This window comes from Uliginosibacterium sangjuense (assembly GCF_059132465.1).
The window spans coordinates 2449466-2471972 of the sequence record NZ_CP101132.1; the positions used below are offsets into that span (position 1 = coordinate 2449466).

A 22507-nucleotide genomic window follows, 5' to 3' on the forward strand; every position below is an offset into this window, starting at 1 on the left:
TCCCTCAGCCCTCTTCGCGCAGGCGCAGCAGCGCACGCACGAAGCCGTGGTCGGAGCGCACCCGGTCGCGGCCCTCATTGAGGTGGTCGTTGAAGTAGTCGACGCGCCGCACATCACCCAGGGCGAAACGGCTGCCCGCGACAAACTCCTCCGACACCCAGATCTGGTCGAGCACCTCGGGGCTGCCCTGGTGGATATGGCTGTAGCCCACGTCGCGCCGCAGGGCGAGCCCGGTCTGCACATCCGGCGCGTGCCACAGGGCCGTATCGCGCGCGCTGCGGTCGAAGGCCACTTCCGAGGTGGCGGCGATGAGCTGCGAGGTCACCGACTCCGGCCGGTCGTTGAGGTCCCCCACCAGCAGCAGCGGCGTGTGCGTGTTCTGCAGGATCTGGGCCACCTTGCTGCGCAGCGCAGCCGCCTCGGCGCCGCGCATGATCAGCGAGCGCAGCGTCGCGCGCGCCACGATGCGCGGATCGTCGCGATCCTCCAGCGGATTGCCCGCCGCGTCGACGAGGAACTTGGGCCGTTTGCTCTTGAGGTGCGCCACCAGCACCTGCAGCTCGGTGCCCTTGCGCGTCGCCAGCCGGGCATGCAGCACCGGCCGCTCGAAGCGCGCGTACTCGCCCAGCTCCGGCACACCCAAGGCCATGCCCGCGGGAAAGTCGACCAACGACTCATGGGCCAGCACTTCCAGGCGGGTCGCCAGCCCCACACGCGGCGTGCCACTGGCGCCGGCCTCCGCGCCGGGCACCAGCACATGCGCATAGTGCAGGCCGCTGGCGGCAATCGCCTCGCGCAGCGCGACCTCATGCCACAGCTCCTCGAAACAGGCGATGTCCGCATTCAGGCGCCGCAACTGCTCACCCAGCCAGGCACATTTGCGCCCGTACTCGGCTTCGTCATAGGGGCGTTCGTTGGAATAGAAGCCCTGCCCGGGCAGGGCGAAGTTCAGCACGTTCAGGTTGGCCACCTGCAGGGTGGTCCAATTGGCGCTCTGGCCGCGGGTGTCCGAGTGGTCTGACATGATGTGCTCCGGGAAGACAGGGCGACAGCGTAACCCGCCACCCGCCTCCGATGTGCGCACATTGCCGCCACCGCAGGGCAGCCGTTCGGCGCCTTTTGTCATACAGCTTGGAACTTGACCATATAATCCGCCGGCCGAACGAACGCCCTTCCCATCCGCATGTCATGCAAACGGTTGACACTCCACACCGCGACGGCTCTACCTCACACCCTCGCGCGCCAGCATGGGATGAACAGCACTGCGAGCGGGTCACCGCGCTCTATCTCCACACCCCCAACATCCTGATCTTCGTCTTCGTCGCCAGCACCGCCCTGCTGTTGTACTGCGGCGCCGGGCACTGGCTGCAGACGCTGGTCTGGTGGGGAGTCATGCAACTCATCGCGATCTATCGCCTGGGCATCTATCTGTGGTGGAAGCGCTGCCCGCCCGAGGAACGCGACGCGCCACGCCTGCTGAACCTTTTTGCCGCCGGCACCCTGGCCACCGGGCTGGCCTGGGCCTGGTTCTCGCTCACCATCTTTCCGCACGCCCTGCCCGACCAGCGCACCCTGATCGCCCTGATCGTCGCCATCATGGCGGCCGGCAGCGTGGTCGTGCTGTCGCTGGTGCGCTGGCTCAACACCGCCTACCTGTTGCTGCTGCTCCTGCCCATGGTGTGGACCTTGCTGCACAGCCGCGACCCTGACGACCTGCTGCTGGGCGGGCTGGGGGTCGTGATGTTCCTGGGGCTCAGCGGTTTCTCCCGGGTGGCGCGCGAGAACGCCCAGCGCGCGCTGACCAGCCAGCGCGACCATGCCTTGCGCGCCAGCCGTGCCCTGGCGGCACAACAGGCCTTGTCGCACCAGATGCAGTGGTTGAGCAGCCGTGACCCGCTGACCCAGTTACTCAACCGCGAGCACATGACGGCGGAGCTGCAGCGCGTGATGCAGGCTGCCAAGGCCAGCGGCGCGGTCTGGGCTTGCCTGTGCGTACGCATCCTGCGCTTCGACGTGATCGAGTTGCAGGGGCAGTCGCTCGGCGCACGCGTGCTCGGCACCCTGGCCGAACGCCTGCGCAAGACCCTGCCTGAACACTCACTGATGGCGCGCTGGACACATGACAGCTTCATGCTCGCAGTGCCGCTGGAGACGCGCGCGGCGAGCTCGGCGGAAACCCTGCAGGCGAGCGCGGAACAACTGCGCCAGACCCTGCGCAGCCCGATCGCGCTGGAGTCCGGTCTATTGAGCCTGGACTTCATGCTGGGCTGTTCCAGCCTGCCCAGCCTGGCCCATAGTGCCGACGAGCTGATCTACCAGACCGCCGCGGCGCTGCATCACCTGCGCGAGCTGAACATGGGCGGCGTGCGGGTGTTCGACCCGCAGCACGACAACAAACCACGGGAGCGCCAGGACCTGCGCCAGGCACTGCTGCAGGCTCTCAACGACGACGTGCTACAACTGGCCTTCCAGCCCATCGAGCCGACGGTCGACTCGCGCCCGCGCAAGCGCGAGGCCTTGTTGCGCTGGACGCATCCGCAGCGCGGGCCGGTGTCGCCGGCAGACTTCATCCCGATCGCCGAGGAGAGCGGGCTGATCGTCCCGATCGGCAACTGGGTGCTGCAACGTGCGTGCAGCATCGCCGTCACCTGGCCGGACGACACGGTGGTCTGTGTGAACGTCTCGGTGCAGCAGTTCCTCGCCAGCGATCTGTGCGTGACCGTGATGAACGCGCTGCAGGACAGCGGCCTGTCGCCGCGCCGCCTCGAACTGGAGGTGACGGAGAGCGTGTTCGCCCACGACCTGGAACACATCTGCGCCACGCTGGAGGCGCTGCGCGAACTGGGCATCAGCGTGGCCATCGACGACTTCGGCACGGGCTACTCCTCACTGGCCTACATCCGCCGTCTGCCGGTCGACAGCATCAAGATCGACCGCAGCTTCGTCGCCGACGTGGACAGCAGTGGCCGCAAGCTGTTGTTCGCCATCGTCACCATGGCGCGCGGGCTGGGCTTCCATGTCGTGGCGGAAGGCGTGGAGACACCGCAGCAGCGCGAATTGCTGGTTGCCCTCGGGGTCGACTACCTGCAGGGTTACCTGATCGGCAAGCCGCAGCTAAACGCCGCCGCACAGCACGGCTGAGCCCGCGCCGGCGCTCAGCTCTGGCGCGCCGCCTGCAGGCGGTGGATGGTGATCTTGCGCACCTCGGCCTTGCTCTCGGCGATGTGGCTGTTGAGCAGCATCACTGCCTGGTCGGCCCGTCGGCGCAGCACGGCCTGGAGAATCTGGGCGTGCTCCTCGTAGGTGCGCTCGATGCGGTAACCCTGGGTGAAGTCGAGCCGGCGGATGATGCGGATGCGCTCGATCACGTCGTTATGCACGCGCGCCAGCTCCGGGTTGTCGGCGGCGTCGACCAGGGTGGTGTGAAAGGCCTCGTCCAGCTCGGCAGCGGCCAGCGGGTCGGCCGCACGCTGCTCGGGCGGCACCAGCCAGATGTCGCGCAGCACCTCAACGCGCGTCAGATCGGTCTGGTCGCACAGCTTCCGCACCGCCGCCGTCTCCAGGATCATGCGCAGCTCGTAGAGGTTCTCGAACATCACGAAATCGAAGGGGCGCACGCTCCAGCCGTTGCGGAAGTGCACGAACAGGTAGCCTTCGCGCTCCAGCCGGTAGAGCGCCTCGCGCACCGGCGTGCGGCTCACGCCGAGGCGCTCGGCGACCTGGCTTTCGGTGAAGCGGTCGCCGGGCAGCAGGCGGAAATCAAAGATGTCTTCCTTGACGCGTGCATACACGTGGTCGACACGCGAGCCGGGCAAGCCCATGCCCTCGGCCTTGTCGTCCGGCTGCTTGGCGTCCTCACTCATGATCTCTTGCTCTGGCGACGGTGTTCACGGGCTGCATTGTGCCATCGGCTTCAGGCCCGGTCGCTGATGTGGGCGAACACGATGCGCCAGCCCTCGGGCATGCAGACCCAGGTCTGGCTCTGCCGCCCGATGGCGCCGTCCGCCGCACGGCGGAAGACCAGGTTCACGGTGGCGGTGTGCATGCCGAAGCAGACGATGCGGCGGTCCAGCCGCTCCCGCGCCAGGCCCGCCGTCGGCCGCTGGGCACGAAAGGCGCGCACGGCCTCGATGCCGACCAGTTCGCCGGCCGGGCTGACGCGTTCGACGCGCGCGTCCTGCCAGAACAGCCCATCGAGAACATCGAGGTCATTCGCCTGCAAGGCCGCTTCGTAGCGGTCCGACATGGCCGTGACCTCGGCCAGCACGACGGGATCGTTAACGATCATGCGGCGCTCCTCATCCAGGGTTGCACGAAGCTGAGTCCCTTGGCCTCCAGCACGGCGGCGACGGCCAAGGCGATGTCCTCGCGCCCCGGCGCGGCAATCAGTTGCACACCGATCGGCAGACCACCCGCCGTGGGCAGCGGCACCACCACCACTGGCAAACCGACAAAGGAGATCGGCTGGGTCAGCAGACCGATCGAGGGCCGTGTCGGCACGCGACCGCCCGGCAGATCGAGCGATGGCTGGCCGATCTCGGTCGCCACGCAGGGCGTGGCTGGCGCGATCAGCAGGTCGTAGCGCTGGAACAGGTCCAACATGCGTTGCAGGAAGACTTGGCGGAAGCGCTGCGCCTGCACGTACCAGCTTGCCGGCAACAGGCTGCCCGCGAGCAGGCGGTCGCGGTTGTGCGGCTCCATGTCCTCGTAGTGGTCCTGCAGCGCCGGCCGGTACAACTGGCCCGCCTCGCTGGCGGTGATGACGAAGGCGCCGGCACGCGCCGCAGCCACGTCGGGGATGTCCAGCTCATCGTGCGCCTGCAGGCTCAAAGCCACGGTGCGGGCGGCGCTACGTGCTTCCGCCCCGGCCCAGGTGTCGAAATGGCCGCTCAACCGTGCCACACGCAAACCCTCCACGCCCTCGTCCAGCGCACGCAGCACCGCCCCCTCGGTCGGCACGCCCACGTCACGCAAACACGCCTGATCGCGCGGATCGCGCCCGGTCAGTTGGTCGAACACGCGGGCCAGGTCGCGCGCATGCCGCGCGAAGGGGCCGACATGGTCGATGCCATGCACGAAGGGCATGCTGCCACCGCGCGACAGCGCACCATAGGTCGGTTTGAGGCCGAAGATGCCGCAGAAGGAGGACGGCACGCGGATCGAGCCGTTGGTGTCCGAGCCCAGCGAGAAGCTGCACAAGCCGGCCGCCACGGCAGCACCCGAGCCACCCGAAGACCCGCCGGCTACCCGCGTCGGATCGAGCGGGTTGCGCGTCGTGCCATGGAAGCTGTTCTCGGTGGTGAAGCCGTAGGCGTAGGCATCCATGTTGAGGGCGCCCAGCAGCACCCCGCCGGCCTGGACCGAACGCGCCACCAGGGTGGCATCGGCCGGCGCGGCGCGCGGCGCGCGGCCACGATGACCACCGGCCAGGGTCGGCAGGCCCGCGATGTCGAACAGGTTCTTGACCGCGAAGGGCACGCCGGCCAGTGGCGGCAGATCGGAGCCACCGGCGCGGCGCTCGTCGATGGCCCGTGCCTCCGCCAGTGCGCGCTCGCGCGTCTGGTCGGTAAAGGCATACAACTCCGCATCCAGGGCGTCGATACGCGCCAGGCTCGCTTCGCACAAGGCCAGCGCGCTGCACTCACCGGCCGCCACCAGTTCGGCCTGCCGCCAGGCGGGCAGGCCGAGGCATTCCTGTGCCGTCATGGACGCCCCGCCGGCACGAACACGCTGGCCGGTTCGACCTCCACCGCGAGTTGCAGGGCCAGCAGCGGCTGCGCCACCTGGGCCACCAGCGCCATCTGGGCACCGACGCGTTCGAGCTGGCCGGCATCCAGGCTGTAGCCCTGCGCCATCGAGACCTGCTCGACATAAGCCTGCCAGTCACTGCCATCCATCTTGTATTCGATGTGCATGATGCGTTCCTCTCGTGTCTGGATGCATGCGGACTTGCATACATGATTGGTGCAGGCAAATTCCATACCTTGCTTCTTCGCCAGTTACACAGGCCCTGACAGCAGGCTGCGGCTCTCCCGCCACATGGCGGCCCTCAAAAACCAGACGCCATCCCCTGCAGCCGGCGCAGCCCTCCATTCGGCCCCCGTGGCGCACCGGAAGGGTGCATGAGGCCCTGGCCCGGGGCATTTCTTCCCGCTGCGCGTCGAGCGACCACCCGGCCGCAGTTCGCCCAAGCCCTCAGGCGCGCATCCAACGCCTTGTTAAGTAAGTGCTTTTTCCAGCACTGCACGAATGAAGCAGACGCTCGGGAACTGGCACAAGGCTTGCTGAATACTTTCTTGTATACATGATTGCATTCACCAAGCAGGAAGACCATGAATCCGCCTGATGCGACCACCGCCCCGCCCGATCACGCCCCTCCCAACGCCCTGGCCATCTCCACGCTGAGTGCCGCCTATGCGGCAGGAACCCTGAGCCCCGTGGCCCTGGTCGACTGCTTGCTCGCCCGCCGCCCCGCCATGCCCGGTGCGGAATGGATTCACCTGCTGCCGGCCGAGGCGCTGCAGGCCCGCGCCCGCGAACTGGAGTCGCTCGGCCCGGACCCTTCCCGCCCGCTCTACGGCATCCCATTCGCCATCAAAGACAACATCGACGTCCTCGACCTGCCCACCACCGCGGCCTGCCCCGCCTTCGCCTACGTCGCCTCCGCCACGGCGACCGCCGTGCAACGCCTGCTCGACGCCGGCGCGATCCTGGTCGGCAAAACCAACCTGGACCAGTTCGCCACCGGCCTGGTCGGTGTGCGCAGCCCCTACGGCATCCCCACCAGCGTGTTCAGTGCCGAGCATGTCTCTGGTGGCTCCAGCTCCGGCTCGGCCGTCGTGGTGGCGAGTGGCCAGGTGAGTTTCGCGCTCGGCACCGACACCGCCGGCTCGGGCCGCGTGCCGGCGATGTTCAACAATCTCGTCGGCCTCAAGCCCACCCGCGGCTTGCTGCCCAATACCGGCGTCGTACCGGCCTGCCGCTCACTCGACTGCCTGTCGGTCTTCGCCCTCAACGCCAGCGATGCCTGGCAGGTCACCCGGCTCGCCGCCGGCCCCGACGCGGGCGACGCCTGGAGCCGCCCGGCCAGCCCGCGTGGCCTGCCGCAGCGTCTGCGCATTGGCGTGCCCAAACCGGCACAACGCGAATTCTTCGGTGATGCGCTGGCGGCTGCCGAGTACGAACGCGCACTGGGTCGTCTGGCCGAGTACGGCGAACTGGTGGAGTTCGACTTCGCGCCCTTCAGCGAAGCCGCCGCCCTGCTCTACGACGGCCCCTGGGTGGCCGAGCGCCTGGAGGTCACCGCCGCGCTGATCGCCGAGGCACCACAAGCGCTGGATTCCACGGTGCGAGGCGTGATCGAACAAGGCCTGCGCTACAGCGCTGCCGATGCCCACCTCGCCCGCTCCCGCCTGGCCGCCTTGCAGAGGATGGCGGAAGCCAACTGGGCAAAGCTGGATGTCATCGCCCTGCCGACCGCCCCGACCCACTACCGGGTGGAGGAGGTGCTGGCCAACCCGGTGCGCCTGAACAGCCACCTGGGCACCTACACCAACTTCGCCAACCTGCTCGACCTCGCCGCCATTGCCGTGCCGACCAGCATGCGACCGGATGGCCTGCCCTTCGGCATCAGTCTGTTCGGCCCCGCCTGGACCGACGCCGCGCTGGCCACCCTGGCCGACCGCATTCACCGCGCCAGCGGCCTGCCCTGCGGCCTCGACCAGCCCCCGCCGGCCGGCCCCGCGCTGCAGGCCGAATGGCCGGCGCAGCCCGAAGGCATCCGCCTGGCCGTAGTGGGCGCTCACCTCTCCGGCATGCCGCTCAACCGCGAATTGCAGGAGCGCGCAGCGCGCTTCATTCGTGCCTGCAAGACGGCGCCGGCTTACAAGCTCTACGCCTTGCCCGGCACGGTGCCACCCAAGCCGGGTCTGCTGCGCGCGGCCGAAGGCGGCGCCGCGCTGGCCGTGGAGGTGTGGGAGCTGTCGCCAGCCGCCTTTGGCGACTTCGTCTCGCGCATTCCCGCGCCACTGGGCATCGGCACGCTGACGCTGGACGACGGCGAACAGGTCAAGGGCTTCCTGTGCGAGCCCTATGCGCTGGAAGGCGCGCAGGACATCACCCATTTCGGCGGCTGGCGTGCCTACGTGGCAAGCCGGTCGGCGGCCTGAACAACGGGCGCAGCCCACTTTCCATCGGGAGTCATCATGCAGAATCGCTTCACCTCCACGCTCTTGGCCGTCGGCCTCCTGGCCCTCACGCTGAGCGCGCCTGCCCAGGCCCAGGATGCCCGCAAGGAAACCCTGCTGGTCATCAACGAGACCGGCCCCAACAGCCTGGACATCCACGCCGTGGGCGCCAACCGCCCGTCATACGGCGTGGCCTGGCTGGCCTACGACCGCCTGATGAGCTTCGGCCGCAAGACGGTCAATGGCGTGCCCTACTACGACTACTCGAAGCTCACGCCTGAACTGGCCGAGAGTTGGGAGATCGCCAAGGACGGCATGTCGGTCACCTTCAAGCTGCGCCGCGACGCCAAGTTCCACGACGGCACGCCGGTCACCGCGGCCGACGTCAAGTGGAGCTACGACCGCGCGCTGGCCATGGGAGGCTTCCCGCAATTCCAGATGATGGCCGGCTCGCTGGAAAAACCTGAGCAGTTCGAGGCGGTCGACGCCAATACCTTCCGCGTGAAATTCCTGAAGAAGGACAAGCTGTCGATGCCCGACATGGCGGTACCGGTGCCCAGCATCTACAACGCCACGCTGGCGAAGAAGAACGCCACCCCGCAAGACCCCTGGGCCGCGGCCTGGCTCAAGAACAATACGGCCGGCGGTGGCGCCTACAAGGTGGCGAGCTGGAAACCGGGCCAGGAAATCGTCTACGAGCGCTTCGACGACTGGAAGAGCGGCCCCCTGCCCAAGCTGAAGCGCATCATCCAGCGCGAAGTGCCTTCGGCCGGCACGCGCCGCGCGCTGATCGAGAAGGGCGACGCCGACATGAGCTTCGAGTTGCCGCCCAAGGACTTCGCCCTGCTGTCGCAAGACAAGGCCTCCACCCTGACGGTCAAGAGCACGCCGGTCGAGAACGCCATCTGGTACCTCGGCATGAACGTGAACAAGCCTCCCTTCGACAATGTGAAGGTCCGCCAGGCCGTGGCCTACGCCGTGCCCTACGAGAAGATCTTCACGCGCGCCTTCTACGGCCGCGCGATCAAGCTGTGGGGCGGCAAGCCCGGCCCCGTGACGAGCGCCGACTGGCCCGCACCGCACGGCTACAACACCGACATCGCCAAGGCCAAGGCGCTGATGGCGGAAGCCGGCTACCCCAGCGGCTTCGAGACCACGCTGTCCTTCGACCTCGGCAACGGCACCATCGGCGAACCAATGGCCGTGCTGCTGCAGGAGGCCCTGGGCGAGATCGGCATCAAGGCCACCATCAACAAGGTGCCGGGTGCCAACTGGCGTGCGCAGATGCTCAAGAAGGACATGCCCATCTTCATCAACCGCTTCGGCGGCTGGCTGAACTACCCCGAGTACTTCTTTTTCTGGAACTTCCACAGCTCCGACCCGGTGTTCAACACCAGCAGCTACAAGAACCCGAAGATGGACGAACTGATCCAGGCCGCGCGCTTCGAGACGGACCCGAAGAAGTACGCCACGCAGGTGAAGGGCTTCCTCGATCTGCTCTACGCCGACCTGCCACGCATCCCGATCGCACAGCCGGTGATGGACGTGGTGATGGGCAAGAACATCACGGGCTACACCTACTGGTTCCACATCCAGCCGGACTATCGTCAGATCGAAAAGCAATGATGTGACATAGGCCTACTGCGGAGCCCGATCTTGAAACTGTGGTGCTCGCCGTACATCCGTACGACTCCGCTCCGCGTTTCAAGCTCGGCCCTCTCGCGACGGTCTCTGCCACGTAACGAGACTCTGAATGAAATGAAAGGCAACGTCGTTTCCGCCCTTCGACAGGCTCAGGACAGGCCGGGCATTGCCCGGGCGGGAATCCAGTGACTTTACGTAGGATGGGTGGAGCGCAGCGATACCCATTAAACGAAGCCCGCAGAACGATGGGTATCGGCCAACTGGCCTCCACCCATCCTGCGGTGCTGCCACGCAACACCAGTCAGTAGGAAATTGAAAAGCGCCGTCGTCCCTGCGAAGGCAGGGACCCAGTGGCTTTGCTTCTGCTTGTTGCCCGTGTGGAAGCCTCAACGAAAGACGCTGGATTCCTGCCTGCGCAGGAATGACGGCAGGGGGAGTCAGATGAGCGGCAAGAGGATGCTGTCATGAAAATGATCCTGAAACGACTACTGCTCGCGCTACCGAATCTGGTCGGCGTGATCGTCGTCACCTTCGTGCTGACGCGCGCGCTGCCCGGCGATCCGGCCGCGTATTTCGCGGGTGCCGCCGCGACGCCGGAAGCGGTGGAACAGGTGCGCGCGCAACTGGGGCTGAACCGGCCGCTGCCGGAGCAGTTCATGAGCTATGTGCACGACCTCGTGCGCGGCGACTGGGGCGTGTCGCTGGCCACCGGGCAGAAGGTGACGCAGGAGATCGCGGCGCGCCTGCCGGCCTCGCTAGAGCTGACTCTGTGCGGCCTGCTGCTGGCGGTGTCGGTGGCGCTGCCGCTGGGCGTGCTGGCGGCCACCCGGCCCAACTCCTGGGCCGACCACGGCGTGCGCATGCTGACCACCATGGGCGTGTCGCTGCCCACCTTCTTCACCGGCCTGCTGCTGATCTACGTCTTCTACTACAAGCTGGGCTGGGCCGCCTCGCCCAGCGGCCGGCTCGACGCCTTTCTCGTCTCGCCCCCCACGGTGACGGGTTTCTATCTCATCGACAGCCTCATCGCGCGCGACCTGCAAGCCTTCTGGGGCAGCCTCAAACAGTTGATCCTGCCCGCCACCACCCTGGGCCTGTTCGTACTGGCACCGCTGGCACGCATGACGCGTGCATCCATGCTGGGCGTGCTGTCGTCGGACTTCATCCGCACCGCGCGCGCCGCCGGCTTGTCGCCCGGCACCGTGCTCTACACCTACGCGCTGCGCAACGCGCTGCTGCCGGTGATCACCACGCTGGGCATGGTGTTCTCCTTCCTGCTCGGCTCCAACGTGCTGGTCGAAAAGGTCTTCGCCTGGCCCGGCATCGGATCGTTCGCCATCGAATCCCTGGTCGCCTCGGACTACGCGCCAGTGCAGGGCTTCGTGCTGTCGATGGCGCTGCTCTACGTGCTGCTCAACCTGCTGATCGACCTTGCCTACGGCTGGCTCGATCCGCGCGTGTCGCTGGAGGGGTGAGAGATGCACACGCCTTTCCGCCCCGTCGTTCCTGCGCGCGCAGGAACCCAGCGACTTTGCGTTCTCCCTCAGTACGGCTGCTTGCCGGGCAAGACACTGGATTCCCGCCTGCGCGGGAATGACGGTCAAGAACCGGGAACCTCCTCATGAACCTGCGCCACCTCAAATACGTCCTGCGCGAAAACCCCGTCACCGCGGGCGCCTTCGTGCTGTTCGGCCTGTTCGTGCTGCTGGCGATCTTCGGCCCGATGATCGCGCCCTACGACCCGCTGGACTCCAACGCCGGCCCGGCACTGTCGCCCCCGACGGCGCAGAACTGGTTCGGCACCGACTCCTTTGGCCGCGACATCCTGTCGCGCGTGATCGTGGCCACCCGCCTGGATTTCGGCATCGCGCTGTCGGCCGTGCTGATCTCCTTCATCATCGGCTCGGCCATCGGCTGCGCGGCAGGCTACTGGGGCGGCTGGCTGGATCGCATCTCCAGCCGGGTGGCCGACACCATCATGGCTTTCCCGCTGTTCGTGCTGGCCATGGGCATCGTCGCTGCGCTGGGCAACACCATCGGCAACGTGATCTACGCCACCGCCCTGATCAACCTGCCCTTCTACATGCGGGTGGCGCGCGCCGAGGCGAACGTACGGCGCGAAGCCGGTTTCGTGGAGGCAGCGCGACTCGCCGGCAACAGCGATGTGCGCATCCTGGCGCTGCACATCTTCCCCAACATCCTGCCGCCGATGATGGTGCAGATCTCGCTCAACATGGGCTGGGCCATCCTCAACGCGGCCGGCCTCTCCTTCATCGGCCTCGGCGTGCGCCCACCGGAAGCCGAGTGGGGAATCATGGTGGCCGAGGGCGCCACCTACATCATCTCCGGCGAATGGTGGGTCGCACTGTTCCCCGGTGCGGTACTGATGCTCGCCGTGTTCTGCTTCAACCTGCTGGGCGACGGCCTGCGCGACCTGATCGACCCACGGAGGCGCACATGAGCGGACACGTAGGGCGGAACGCGCAGCGGTTCCGCCAATCCCCACCTTGCGACACCGCGACAAGCCGCCTGCCGGCGGCCGGCGGAACCTCCTGCGGAGTTCCACCCTACGTCACCGCCTGCGCGGGAATGACGGTACCTTTGCCTAGCACAGAGGACGACCATGCAGCCTGACTCCCTCCCCTTGCTCCAGGTCGACAATCTCTCGCTGGAGTTCCGCACCCGCAGCGGCACCGTGCATGCACTGCAGGACATCGGCTTCTCGCTGGGCAAAGGCGAAATGCTGGGCATCGTCGGCGAGTCCGGCTCCGGTAAATCGGTGCTGGCCTATGCGATGCTGGGCATCTCGGACGGCGCGGCGCGCATCAACCAGGGGACGGCCTTGTTTGGCGGCAGCGACCTGCTGCGCGCCAGCGAACGTGAGTTGCGCGAGATCCGCGGCCGCGAAATTTCGATGATCTTCCAGAGCCCGCGCACCGCGCTGAACCCGATCCGCAAGGTGGGCCACCAGATCGAAGACATCCTGCGCCGCCATGCCGCGGTGCGTAGCCAGGACCTGCGCGAGCGTGCCATCGACTGTCTCAAGCGCGTACGCATCCCCGATCCGGCGCGTCGCTACGAGGCCTATCCCTTCGAACTGTCGGGCGGCATGTGCCAGCGTATCCTGATCGCCCTGGCGCTGGCCTGTCAGCCCTCGCTGCTGATCGCCGACGAGCCTACGACAGGGCTGGACGTGACGACCCAGGCCGCCATCATGGACTTGCTCACCACGCTCGCGCGCGAGACGAATATGGCGACCATCCTGATCACCCACGATCTCGCGCTGGCCGCGCAGTACTGCGATCGCATCGCGGTCATGCACGCCGGTCACCTGGTGGAATGCGGCCCGGCACAGACGGTGCTCAATGCGCCGGCCCACCCCTACACCGCGCGCCTGATCGCCTCCACGCCGCACACCGCCGACAGCATCGCGGCCATGCGCCCGATCCCCGGCAACCTGCCGGACCTGCGGCGTCACGACCTTCCCCCCTGTCGCTATGCCGGACGCTGCGAGCGCTACGAAGCTGCCTGCGCCGCCGCACCACTGCCCGTGCAGCAACTCAATGCCACCCACCTTGTCCGTTGCTGGAACGCCATGACATGACTACCTCCCCGCCCCTGCTGCGCGTCGAGCGCCTGATCAAGCATTTCAAGGTAGGCCGCAACGCCAAGCTGCATGCGGTCGACGACGTCAGCCTCACCATCGCACCCGGCGAGAGCGTAGGCCTGGTCGGCGAGTCGGGTTGCGGCAAATCCACGCTGTCGCGCGTGCTGGCCCGGCTCACCGATGCGGATGCCGGCAGCATCTGGTTCCACGACGGTCTGCAGGACATGGACCTGCGCCTCGCTCCGGCCAGCGGCTTTGCTGGCCATCCGCAGCGCGGCGCGATCCAGATGGTGTTCCAGGACCCGCACGACAGCCTGAACCCGCGCTACACCGCGCAGGACACCATCGCCGAGCCGCTCCGCCTGCTCATGAAGATGCGTGACGCCCGCGAGATACAGGCGCGCGTCGAAGAGCTGGCCGGCTGGGTCGGCCTGCCGACCGAGCTGCTGTCACGCTACCCGCACCAGCTCTCCGGCGGACAGAAGGCACGCGTGGGCATCGCCCGCGCGCTGGCCTCCCAACCGCGCCTGCTGATCCTGGATGAACCGACCGCGGCACTGGACGTCTCGGTACAAGCCACCGTGCTGCAGTTGCTGATGGAGCTGAAGGCGCGCCTGGGCCTGGCCTACCTGTTCGTGTCGCACGATCTGAACGTGGTGCGCCTGCTGTGCGACCGCGTGGTGGTGATGTACCTCGGCAAGGTCGTGGAGCAAGGTCCGGCTGAAGAGGTATTCCGCCACCCACGCCATCCCTACACACAGGCCTTGGTCGCCGCAATTCCCGATCCGGAGCGCAAGGCCTCGGCGCTGCCACGTGCCGAAGGCGAAGCACGCAGCCCGATCAACCCGGACCCGCGTGCCTGCCGATTCCACGGACGCTGCCCGCATGGCGAACCACGCTGTGAGCTGCAGCCGCTCATCCTGCGCGAGATCGCGCCGCGACACCTGGCGGCCTGTCACCTGCTGAGCTGAACCTCGCCCCGACTCGGGCGCGGCTCAGGCGATCTCGGCATGCAGGTCGAAGACCTCGGCCACACGGTCCGCGACGCGCAGGAAATGCTCCACCACATCAGGGTCCAGGTGTGAGGGCGAAGAGCGTCCATCACCCTCGCGCATGATGCGCAATGCCTCGGAGTGACTCATGGCGGGCTTGTACGGGCGATGCGCGCGCAGTGCGTCGTAACGATCACAGACCGCCATGATGCGCGCAGACAAGGGAATGGCCTTGCCCGTCAGGCCCTGAGGATAGCCACTGCCGTCGAAATTCTCGTGATGTGCCAACGCGATCTCGGCCCCCATGCGCAGGTAAGGCGAGGTTGTGCCGGCCAGCAGGCGGGCCCCCAACTCGCAGTGGCCGCGCATGACGGCCCACTCCGCCTCATCCAGTGGCCCCGGTTTGCACAGGATGCTGTCCGGCACGCCGATCTTGCCGATGTCATGCATCGGGGTGGCATGCGTCAGACACTCGACGAAGTCTTCCTCCAACCCCATTGCCTCACCGAGCAGGCGCGCATAATGGCTGATGCGACGCAGATGATTGCCGGTGCTGTTGTCCTTGTACTCCATTGCCCGACACATCGTGAAAATCGTCTCCAGGCTGGCCGCCTGCAACTCATGCTCCTTGTGCCGGACCTGCCGCTCCAGACCGCGCCGCGCTTCCGATACCTGGTCGTGATAGTCCTTCAGGCGCACGAGATTGGACACGCGCACCCGCAGCTCCATTTCGTCGACCGGTTTGGCCAGAAAGTCTTCGGCGCCGCAGTCGAGCCCGCGCAGACGCGCGCTGCGGTCGTGCATCGAAGTCAGCACGATGATCGGCACATGGGCCGTCACCGGGTTGTGCTTGAGTCGGCTGATCAGCTCGAAGCCATCCATCTCGGGCATCACCAGATCGGTGACGATCACGTCCGGCCAGCCAAGCTGGGCAATCAGCAAGGCCTGGGCCCCGTTCTCCACCGCGCGCACCTCATGGCCTGACTGCTGCAGCATCGCCGTCATGACCATGCGCTGCGCACCGCTGTCATCCACCACCAAGACCTTGCCGCTCAATCCCGGATGCATACTCGTTCTCGCCTCATCTCCCGTGGCGCTGCAACATAAGTATCGTCAGACCATACGGGGAGCTTGAGTCTTTCATCCTGCATTGCGGCAAGTCAGGCTAATCACCACCGGAACAGGCAACTTGCATTAGCGCAAATACGACCCAGACTACCTAGTGATAATCTTTATCTATCAATCATCCGGACTTACCCTGATGCAGACCGAGACCACCTATGAAGGCGCACCCCAGCAGCTTGAACTGGCGGCGCCCCCAGTCCCGGAGTACATGACCGAGGTCTACGACTGGGCCTATGTCGACCCGCGCTGGGTACGCCAGCTAGACCGCAACATCGTGGTCAAGACCCTGCTGTTCGGCAACGACCAGCGCCTGATGCGCGCCTACCTGGCCTGCATCAAACCGGGCATGAAGGTGTGGCAGGTCGCCCATGTGTATGGCGATCTGGTACGCCGCGCAGCCCAGGCCTGTGGCGAGACCGGCAGCTTCCACCTGACCGACATCACGCCGATCCAGGTCACCCACGGCCAGCGCAAGACGGCCGATCTGCCCTGGGCACGCGTGTTCCGCGCCGACGCCGGCCTGTTCGACGGCCCGCTGCGCTACGACCTGATCTGCAGTTTTTTCCTGCTGCACGAGGTACCGGACGAGCGCAAGCACCAGATCGTCGACAACATGCTGCGCCAGATGCCGGAGGGTGGCGAAGTGCTGTTCGTCGACTACCACCGCCCAGCCTGGTGGCAGCCGATCGGCTACATCCTGCGCGTGGTCAACCGCCTGCTGGAGCCCTTCGCCAAGGCGCTGTGGCAGCGCGAGATCGCCGATTTCGCCAGCCACCCCGAACAGTATGTGTGGGACAAGCGCACGATATTCGGCGGCGTTTATCAGATCGTGCGAGTGACACGAGCGCCGGGATAGCCGCAGACCCCGCCGTCATTCCCGCGCCGAAACGACGGCACAAAAAAGCCCGCATGTCGCGGGCTTCTTTTTTTGTGACGGCGAAGGCTCAAGCCGTCGCGGCGTAACTGCGCATGCGCAAGGAGAGCTCCTGCAGTTGCCGCACGCCGCTAGCCTCGGCGCGCTGGCACCAGTCCTGCAATTGCGCCACCAGTTGCTCGCGCGAGGCATTGGAACGTGCCCACAGCATGGCCAGTTCCTCCCGCATGGCATGCAGCTTGGCCAGTTGCGGGCTGTGCGCCAGCGCATCCGCCAGTTGCTGACGCGCGTTGGCAGACAGGTTCTGCGCATCGGCCAGCAGCGCGGCGCGCAGCTTCTTGATGTCGAAGCGCTCACCATGCGCCGCCTTGAGCTTGCCCAGTTCTTCGGCATACACGCTGCGCATCGACTTGAGGTAGCGGGTCGTCACATCGTAGCGATTGGCGATCACAGCCTGCAGCGTCTCCAGATCCACCACCGGACGCGGTGCGCCCAGCTTCGGTACCGGAATGGTCTTCTTCACCTTGGCCAGACCGAGCATTTCCATCGTGCGGATATAGGCCCAGCCCAGGTCGAACTCGTACCACTTGGCCGACAGCTTGGCCGAGGTGGCGTAGGTGTGATGGTTGTTGTGCAACTCCTCGCCACCGATCAGGATGCCCCAGGGCAGGATGTTGCGCGAGGCATCCACGCAGTCGAAGTTGCGATAGCCCCAGAAGTGGCCGATGCCGTTGATGACGCCGGCCGCCCAGAACGGAATCCAGGCCATCTGCACACCCCATACCAGCACGCCCGGCAGGCCGAACATCAGCAGGTCGGCCAGCAACATGACGACGATGCCGCTCTTGGGGAAGCGCGAATACAGGTTGCGCTCGATCCAGTCGTCCGGCGTGCCATGGCCGTAGCGGTCCATGGTCTCCTGCACGCGCGATTCCTTCACGTACAGCATCACACCCGTCCATAGCACGCGGTTGATACCCAGCACCTGCGGGCTGTGCGGGTCTTCGGCGGTCTCACACTTGGCGTGGTGCTTGCGGTGGATGGCCGCCCATTCCTTGGTCACCATGCCGGTGGTGAGCCACAGCCACAGACGGAAGAAGTGGCTGGGCAGCGCATGCAGGTCCAGCGCGCGGTGTGCCTGGTGGCGGTGCAGGAAAATCGTGACGGCCGCGATGGTGATGTGGGTGAGCCCAAGCGTGGCGAGAATCAGCTCCCACCACGTGAGGTCGAACAAGCCGGAGAACATCGGAAATCCTTGGTTTGACACAGATCAAATTACATTCTACGCGACGCCCGAATGCGTCGCCTCAGGATTTTCCGTAGCCCCGGAAACAACTGTCACACGGTCCGTTCAAGACCGCAGACGGATCGCTCCCGCACACTCCGGGCGCTTGCCCTGCACACCGGCATAGACCTCGGCGATGCGCAGCATGTCGGTCTCCGCGTTATCGCTGGGCATCAGCACGCCGCGCACGCCCATGGTCTTCGTGGCGTAGTCGATGCTGCACAGGACCAAGGGGACGTTTGCCGCCCGTGCGATGCGCAAAAAGCCGGACTTCCAATGCGGCACGAAACCACGCGTGCCTTCCGGCGCGATGGCAATGTGCAGACGCGGGCTGCGCTGGAACAGCTCGGCGATCTCCTCCACGATGCCCTCAGGTGAAGCCCGGTTCACCGAGATGCCCCCCCAGTAGCGCATCAAGCCACCGAAAGGCCAGCGGAACAGGCTCTTCTTGCCCATCCAGCGCAAGGGCCAGCCCAGCGCGAACACCAGCAGCATGCCGGTCGGGAAGTCCCAGTTGCTGGTGTGCGGATAGACCACCATCACACCACGCGGCGGCAACTGCGAGACGTCGATGCGCCAGCCCAGGCGACGCAGCAGCCAGCGCGCCCAGGCATGGGAACGCAGGGGATAGGGAAGTTCGGCAGGCAGGCGGATCCAGTCGTCCTGAGTCACGGCGGTGTTGTCTCGTTACGGGAGGGCGAACATAGCATCCCCCTATCATCGGCATTGTTGACAGCAAATAAGAGCCCCAGATATGGTTCAGCCATGTCCGCGATCCAGAGCTTCTCGCTCATCCTCGCTTCGCTTCTCTCCCTGAGCCTTGGCCTGCTGGCCAAGCGCCTGCTGCTGCGCCGCGCGCGCAGATAAATCCTCCCCCTTCCTGCCGAGCCGTACCCGATCCGCGCAAGCGGGCGATGCGCATTCCTATGCGCCGCCGCCAGCCCGGAACCGGTTTCCCCATATCCACTCCTTGCGGAGCAAAGCCATGACCATGACGACGCTACGACTGCCCATCGGGCACCGGACCACGAACCAGCCGTTCGGTGCCCTCTCGTTCATTCCGGCTGACACCACCCGATACCGAACGTCATGGAGCAAGCAATCATGTTGAAGCAACCGCAAACCAAATACCGCGCCACAGCCCCCATCCAGCTCGCCGACCGCCGCTGGCCCGCGCAGACCATCACCCGCCCGCCGATCTGGATGAGTACCGATCTGCGCGACGGCAACCAGGCCTTGTTCGAGCCGATGTCGCCGGCACGCAAGCTGGAGATGTTCGAGACCCTGTGTCGCATCGGCTTCAAGGAAATTGAAGTCGCCTTCCCCTCCGCCTCGCAGACCGACTTCGATTTTGTGCGCAAACTGATCGAGGAAGATCGCGTGCCGCAGGACGTGACCATCGAAGTCCTGACCCAGGCCCGTGAGCACCTCATCCGCCGCAGTTTCGAATCCCTCAAGGGCGCACGCCGCGCCATCCTGCATTTCTACAACGCGACGGCCGAGAACTTCCGCCGCATCGTGTTCAACACCGACCGCGCCGGCTCCATCCGCATCGCGCAGGACGCCGCCAAGCTGATCCGCGAGCTGGCCGAAGCCCAGCCCGAGACGGAATGGGTGTTCCAGTACAGCCCGGAGACCTTCTCCTCCACCGAACTCGACTTCGCGCTCGAAATCTCCGAGCGCGTCATGGAAATCTGGCAGCCGACGCGTGAGCGCCCCGCCATCCTGAACCTCCCCGCGACGGTGGAATGCGCCACGCCCAACGTGTTCGCCGACCAGGTGGAATGGATGTGCCGCCACCTCACCCAGCGCGAGGCAATCATCGTCAGCGTGCATCCACACAACGACCGCGGCACCGCCGTCGCCGCCGCCGAGCTGGCCGTGATGGCTGGCGCCGACCGCGTGGAAGGCTGCCTGTTCGGCAATGGCGAGCGCACCGGCAATGTCGACCTCGTGACGCTCGCGCTGAACCTCTACACGCAGGGCGTGCATCCGGGCCTCGACTTCTCGCGCATCAACGACATCGCGCGAACGGCCGAGGCTTGTACCCAGCTCCCCATCCACCCGCGCCACCCCTACGTCGGCGATCTCGTGTTCACCGCCTTCTCCGGCTCGCACCAAGACGCCATCAAGAAGGGCTTCGCGGTGCAGGACGACAAGGGCATCTGGGAAGTGCCCTACCTCCCCATCGACCCGCGCGACCTGGGCCGCAGCTACGACTCGATCATTCGCGTCAACAGCCAGTCCGGCAAAGGCGGCATCGCCTACCTGCTCGAATCGGCCTATGGCCTGGTGATGCCGCGGCGCATGCAGGTCGAGTTTTCGGCCGAAGTGCAGCGCGTGATGGACGACAGCGGGCGCGAACTCTCGGCGCAGGACATCTGGGGCGTGTTCGAATCGACCTACCTCCACGCCGATCTGCCGATCACCCTGCTGGGCCACAAGCTCGACGAATCGCGCGACAAGCACGTGATCGAGCTGGACCTGATGCGCGACGGCAAGCCGCAGCGCGTGCGCGGCGAAGGCAATGGCCCGCTCGCCGCGGCCATCGCCGCGCTGGGCCTGCCGGCCAGCATCCACAGTTTCGAGGAGCGCTCGCTGGGCCAGGGCTCGGACGCCCGCGCCATCGCCTTCGTGGAAGTCGCGGCTGAGGAGGGCGGCACGATCTTCGGCGCCGGCTGCTCCGGCAGCATCGTGGAAGCCTCGCTGCGCGCGCTGGTATCGGCCTGCAACCGCCACTTGCTGCGACAGAAGCGCGAGGCTTTGAGCCAAGCCGGGTAAAGCACGGTCAAATGAGCGACATCCGGCGCGCCACGCGGGCGCCGGCTTCGCTAGACTGCGGGAATAGCCGTAGCCTGGGTTTCCACCATGAGTTCACAGCCGTCCCAGCACTTCACGCTGGAGCAACGCAACATCCTAGACCGCTGTCGCCAGCAAGTCCTCGACATGCTGGTGGCGGCCGCTCAGGAGTTCGGCATCCGCGACGAAGCGGCCGTCGAGGCCATGCGGAAGGCCGCGCGCGAGCGTTACGACGAAGCCGTGGGCCTGCGTGACCGCAAGAGTTTCGACGCGGTGCGCAGCCTCACCGCCTCGCGCATCTCGCTGGTACACGAGGACGACCTCGAATTCTCGATCCGCCTGAGCGATCTCGCGCAACAGTTGCGCGATCGCTGCGAAGCGCAGCTCGGTCAGTTGAGCCTGCGCTTCATGACCCTGCTGGAGCAGGAAGACGCCGCCGACGAACAGCTCGCGCCGGGGCCAGAAACCGTGTGCGCCGGCATCCGCGCGCTGGCCGAGGCCGCCGCGCTGGACCAGGACAACCGCATCAGCTTCCTGCAATCGATCCGCCCCATCCTCGCCGGCCGCCTGCCACAGCTCTACACCGAGATGAACCGCCAGTTGGAAGAGGACGGCATCGTGCAGAAGAACCTGCTGCGCGCCTCATCCAGCGAACGACCCAGCCGGAGCTTCGACATGCTGGCCGCCCGCACGACCGGCACACCGCCCACCGCCAGCGGTGGCACCGGCGGCGGGCTGGAGCCGATGCTTGCCGGCGCCCTGCGCGACCGCATGCTGGCCTGGCTGGAAGAGCAGCTCCAGCAGAGCAATGGCAGCAATCCGCAGATCGCGCGCCAGCTCGGCAACAGCGAACTGGCGCCACTGCTCTCGCCCGAAGTGCGCGAAGCCATCTCCAGCGTCGAGCTGGCGCTCAAGCGTATTGCCGAGGCCGAGCAGATCGCCGCCCCCGCGCGCGCAGCGCTGGACGGCCTGCGTGTGCCGCTGCTGAAGCTCTCGCTGCGCGAACCGCTGTTCGTGATGAATCCCGAACATCCGGCCCGCAAGCTCACCGAGGCACTGGTGCGTGAGGCCGTGGAACTGCCGCGGGATGTGGCCGTGGGCACCACCCAGCTCAACCTGATCGAGGCCACCATCGCCCGCCTGAGCCGCGAGTATGTCGACGACGAGCGCGTCTTCAGCGACATCCTCGCCACCCTGGAAAACGCCCGCCAGGAGCGCCTCAAGGCCCTGGCCGGCCGGGTCGACGGCCTGGCCACGGCGCTGCGCAACGAGGAACGCGCCGAGGCCGTACGCCGTTACGCCAGCAAGGCCGTGCGTGCCCTCAGCGCGCTGGAGCCGCCCGCCACCGTGCGCATCTTCCTGGAACGCTACTGGTTCATGGTGCTGCGTCGCGTGCTGATGGCCCATGGCGACAAGAGCGAGGAATGGAAGCAAGCCCTCAAAGTGGCCGACACCCTGATCTGGAGCATGCAGCCCAAGCAGGACGCCGATGAACGCAAACGCCTCGTCAGCCTGCTGCCCAATCTGGTCCAGCACCTGGGCACAGGGCTGGAAGCCATCGGCCTCAGCCAGGGTTCGCGCGAAAAGCTGCTGGCCCGCTTCACCGCCATGCACACCGAGGCTCTGCACGGCCGCGACCCCAAGGCCAGCGAACCGCCAGTGCCGCCCAGCGAACAGGAAGCGCCGCGAATCGACGTTTCCGGCTACGACGACAAGCTGCGCATCCTGCGCCGCCCCGGCTTCCTGGCACGCGACCCGGTGCCTCCCGCGAACTTTGCCCAGCTTGGCGTCGGCGATGTGATCGAGTTGAGTCTGCCCGACGGCACGCGCAGCGCCGCGGTGATCGCCAATATCGGCAACCTGCGCCAGCTCTACGTGCTGCAGTTGCGACCAGCGGGCGAGATCCTCGCGATCACCGCCGCCGAACTGACCCGCCAGGCCGAGGATGGCAGCCTGGGCCTGCGCCAGGCGCCAGTCAGCTTCGAGGACTGAAGA

The 22507-nt window shown here is 66.5% G+C and carries 18 protein-coding genes; 10 read left to right on the forward strand and 8 right to left on the reverse strand.

What is annotated here, in order from left to right; all coding sequences use genetic code 11:
- Window positions 1–4: 4 nt before the first annotated feature.
- Entirely contained in the window at window positions 5–1024 is a 1020-nt protein-coding gene (locus NMB43_RS11340; RefSeq protein ID WP_494348270.1) for an endonuclease/exonuclease/phosphatase family protein, read from the reverse strand.
- A 164-nt stretch (window positions 1025–1188) separates the two neighbouring features.
- Between NMB43_RS11340 and NMB43_RS11345 the strand changes: the two genes are divergently transcribed.
- Window positions 1189–3141 carry a putative bifunctional diguanylate cyclase/phosphodiesterase gene (locus tag NMB43_RS11345; RefSeq protein WP_494348271.1) on the forward strand — a complete coding sequence of 651 codons (1953 nt, stop codon included), beginning with the start codon at window positions 1189–1191 and terminating at the stop codon, window positions 3139–3141.
- A 14-nt stretch (window positions 3142–3155) separates the two neighbouring features.
- On the opposite strand, the gene NMB43_RS11350 is transcribed toward NMB43_RS11345, so the two are convergent.
- From NMB43_RS11350 to NMB43_RS11365, 4 genes are read right to left on the reverse strand one after another with little or no spacing between them, the layout of a single operon-like run.
- Entirely contained in the window at window positions 3156–3863 is a 708-nt protein-coding gene (locus NMB43_RS11350) for a GntR family transcriptional regulator (protein WP_494348272.1), read from the reverse strand.
- 50 nt (window positions 3864–3913) lie between these two features.
- Window positions 3914–4288 (reverse strand): oxalurate catabolism protein HpxZ, encoded by a 375-nt coding sequence (gene hpxZ / locus NMB43_RS11355; protein WP_494348273.1) that lies wholly within the window; start codon window positions 4286–4288, stop codon window positions 3914–3916.
- A complete protein-coding gene (locus NMB43_RS11360) occupies window positions 4285–5706 on the reverse strand; it encodes an AtzE family amidohydrolase (protein WP_494348274.1) in 1422 nt (473 codons plus the stop codon). Before NMB43_RS11360 ends, hpxZ begins: the two co-directional genes overlap by 4 nt.
- Window positions 5703–5915: a DUF4089 domain-containing protein gene (locus NMB43_RS11365; protein WP_494348275.1), complete on the reverse strand. Its 213-nt coding sequence runs from the start codon at window positions 5913–5915 to the stop codon at window positions 5703–5705. The genes NMB43_RS11360 and NMB43_RS11365 overlap by 4 nt, the downstream gene beginning before the upstream one ends.
- 417 nt (window positions 5916–6332) lie before the next feature.
- Here NMB43_RS11365 and atzF point away from each other — a divergent pair, with 417 nt between their 5' ends.
- From atzF to NMB43_RS11395, 6 genes are all read left to right on the forward strand, one after another.
- Window positions 6333–8168 carry an allophanate hydrolase gene (atzF, locus tag NMB43_RS11370; RefSeq protein WP_494348276.1) on the forward strand — a complete coding sequence of 612 codons (1836 nt, stop codon included), beginning with the start codon at window positions 6333–6335 and terminating at the stop codon, window positions 8166–8168.
- A 36-nt stretch (window positions 8169–8204) separates the two neighbouring features.
- A complete protein-coding gene (locus tag NMB43_RS11375; protein ID WP_494348277.1) occupies window positions 8205–9812 on the forward strand; it encodes an ABC transporter substrate-binding protein in 1608 nt (535 codons plus the stop codon).
- A gap of 482 nt (window positions 9813–10294) precedes the next feature.
- Window positions 10295–11305, forward strand: a complete 1011-nt coding sequence (locus tag NMB43_RS11380) for an ABC transporter permease (protein WP_494348278.1) — start codon at window positions 10295–10297, stop codon at window positions 11303–11305.
- Between the two features lie 146 nt (window positions 11306–11451).
- Complete coding sequence (locus NMB43_RS11385) at window positions 11452–12291, forward strand: ABC transporter permease (protein ID WP_494348279.1); 840 nt, start codon at window positions 11452–11454, stop codon at window positions 12289–12291.
- A 162-nt stretch (window positions 12292–12453) separates the two neighbouring features.
- A complete protein-coding gene (locus NMB43_RS11390) occupies window positions 12454–13434 on the forward strand; it encodes an ABC transporter ATP-binding protein (protein WP_494348280.1) in 981 nt (326 codons plus the stop codon).
- Complete coding sequence (locus NMB43_RS11395) at window positions 13431–14408, forward strand: ABC transporter ATP-binding protein (protein WP_494348281.1); 978 nt, start codon at window positions 13431–13433, stop codon at window positions 14406–14408. Before NMB43_RS11390 ends, NMB43_RS11395 begins: the two co-directional genes overlap by 4 nt.
- A 24-nt stretch (window positions 14409–14432) precedes the next feature.
- Here NMB43_RS11395 and NMB43_RS11400 read toward each other — a convergent pair whose 3' ends face one another.
- A complete protein-coding gene (locus NMB43_RS11400) occupies window positions 14433–15497 on the reverse strand; it encodes an HD-GYP domain-containing protein (RefSeq protein ID WP_494348282.1) in 1065 nt (354 codons plus the stop codon).
- A gap of 193 nt (window positions 15498–15690) precedes the next feature.
- On the opposite strand from NMB43_RS11400, the gene rquA reads away from it, so the two are divergent.
- Window positions 15691–16410 (forward strand): rhodoquinone biosynthesis methyltransferase RquA, encoded by a 720-nt coding sequence (gene rquA / locus NMB43_RS11405; protein ID WP_494348283.1) that lies wholly within the window; start codon window positions 15691–15693, stop codon window positions 16408–16410.
- Between the two features lie 88 nt (window positions 16411–16498).
- Here rquA and NMB43_RS11410 read toward each other — a convergent pair whose 3' ends face one another.
- Entirely contained in the window at window positions 16499–17674 is a 1176-nt protein-coding gene (locus NMB43_RS11410) for a DesA family fatty acid desaturase (RefSeq protein WP_494348284.1), read from the reverse strand.
- Between the two features lie 105 nt (window positions 17675–17779).
- Window positions 17780–18385: a lysophospholipid acyltransferase family protein gene (locus NMB43_RS11415; RefSeq protein ID WP_494348285.1), complete on the reverse strand. Its 606-nt coding sequence runs from the start codon at window positions 18383–18385 to the stop codon at window positions 17780–17782.
- A gap of 432 nt (window positions 18386–18817) precedes the next feature.
- On the opposite strand from NMB43_RS11415, the gene leuA reads away from it, so the two are divergent.
- Together leuA and NMB43_RS11425 are read left to right on the forward strand one after the other, a co-directional pair.
- Window positions 18818–20494 (forward strand): 2-isopropylmalate synthase, encoded by a 1677-nt coding sequence (leuA, locus tag NMB43_RS11420; RefSeq protein WP_494348286.1) that lies wholly within the window; start codon window positions 18818–18820, stop codon window positions 20492–20494.
- An 87-nt stretch (window positions 20495–20581) separates the two neighbouring features.
- Complete coding sequence (locus NMB43_RS11425; protein WP_494348287.1) at window positions 20582–22504, forward strand: DUF1631 family protein; 1923 nt, start codon at window positions 20582–20584, stop codon at window positions 22502–22504.
- Window positions 22505–22507: the final 3 nt, after the last annotated feature.

Excerpts from the sequence above, each read along its gene's own strand:
- NMB43_RS11340 (WP_494348270.1), bottom strand. The coding sequence starts at position 1,024 with ATGTCAGACCACTCGGACACCCGCGGCCAGAGCGCCAATTGGACCACC.
- NMB43_RS11345 (WP_494348271.1), top strand. The coding sequence starts at position 1,189 with ATGCAAACGGTTGACACTCCACACCGCGACGGCTCTACCTCACACCCT.
- NMB43_RS11350 (WP_494348272.1), bottom strand. The coding sequence starts at position 3,863 with ATGAGTGAGGACGCCAAGCAGCCGGACGACAAGGCCGAGGGCATGGGC.
- hpxZ (WP_494348273.1), bottom strand. The coding sequence starts at position 4,288 with ATGATCGTTAACGATCCCGTCGTGCTGGCCGAGGTCACGGCCATGTCG.
- NMB43_RS11360 (WP_494348274.1), bottom strand. The coding sequence starts at position 5,706 with ATGACGGCACAGGAATGCCTCGGCCTGCCCGCCTGGCGGCAGGCCGAA.
- NMB43_RS11365 (WP_494348275.1), bottom strand. The coding sequence starts at position 5,915 with ATGCACATCGAATACAAGATGGATGGCAGTGACTGGCAGGCTTATGTC.
- atzF (WP_494348276.1), top strand. The coding sequence starts at position 6,333 with ATGAATCCGCCTGATGCGACCACCGCCCCGCCCGATCACGCCCCTCCC.
- NMB43_RS11375 (WP_494348277.1), top strand. The coding sequence starts at position 8,205 with ATGCAGAATCGCTTCACCTCCACGCTCTTGGCCGTCGGCCTCCTGGCC.
- NMB43_RS11380 (WP_494348278.1), top strand. The coding sequence starts at position 10,295 with ATGAAAATGATCCTGAAACGACTACTGCTCGCGCTACCGAATCTGGTC.
- NMB43_RS11385 (WP_494348279.1), top strand. The coding sequence starts at position 11,452 with ATGAACCTGCGCCACCTCAAATACGTCCTGCGCGAAAACCCCGTCACC.
- NMB43_RS11390 (WP_494348280.1), top strand. The coding sequence starts at position 12,454 with ATGCAGCCTGACTCCCTCCCCTTGCTCCAGGTCGACAATCTCTCGCTG.
- NMB43_RS11395 (WP_494348281.1), top strand. The coding sequence starts at position 13,431 with ATGACTACCTCCCCGCCCCTGCTGCGCGTCGAGCGCCTGATCAAGCAT.
- NMB43_RS11400 (WP_494348282.1), bottom strand. The coding sequence starts at position 15,497 with ATGCATCCGGGATTGAGCGGCAAGGTCTTGGTGGTGGATGACAGCGGT.
- rquA (WP_494348283.1), top strand. The coding sequence starts at position 15,691 with ATGCAGACCGAGACCACCTATGAAGGCGCACCCCAGCAGCTTGAACTG.
- NMB43_RS11410 (WP_494348284.1), bottom strand. The coding sequence starts at position 17,674 with ATGTTCTCCGGCTTGTTCGACCTCACGTGGTGGGAGCTGATTCTCGCC.
- leuA (WP_494348286.1), top strand. The coding sequence starts at position 18,818 with ATGTTGAAGCAACCGCAAACCAAATACCGCGCCACAGCCCCCATCCAG.
- NMB43_RS11425 (WP_494348287.1), top strand. The coding sequence starts at position 20,582 with ATGAGTTCACAGCCGTCCCAGCACTTCACGCTGGAGCAACGCAACATC.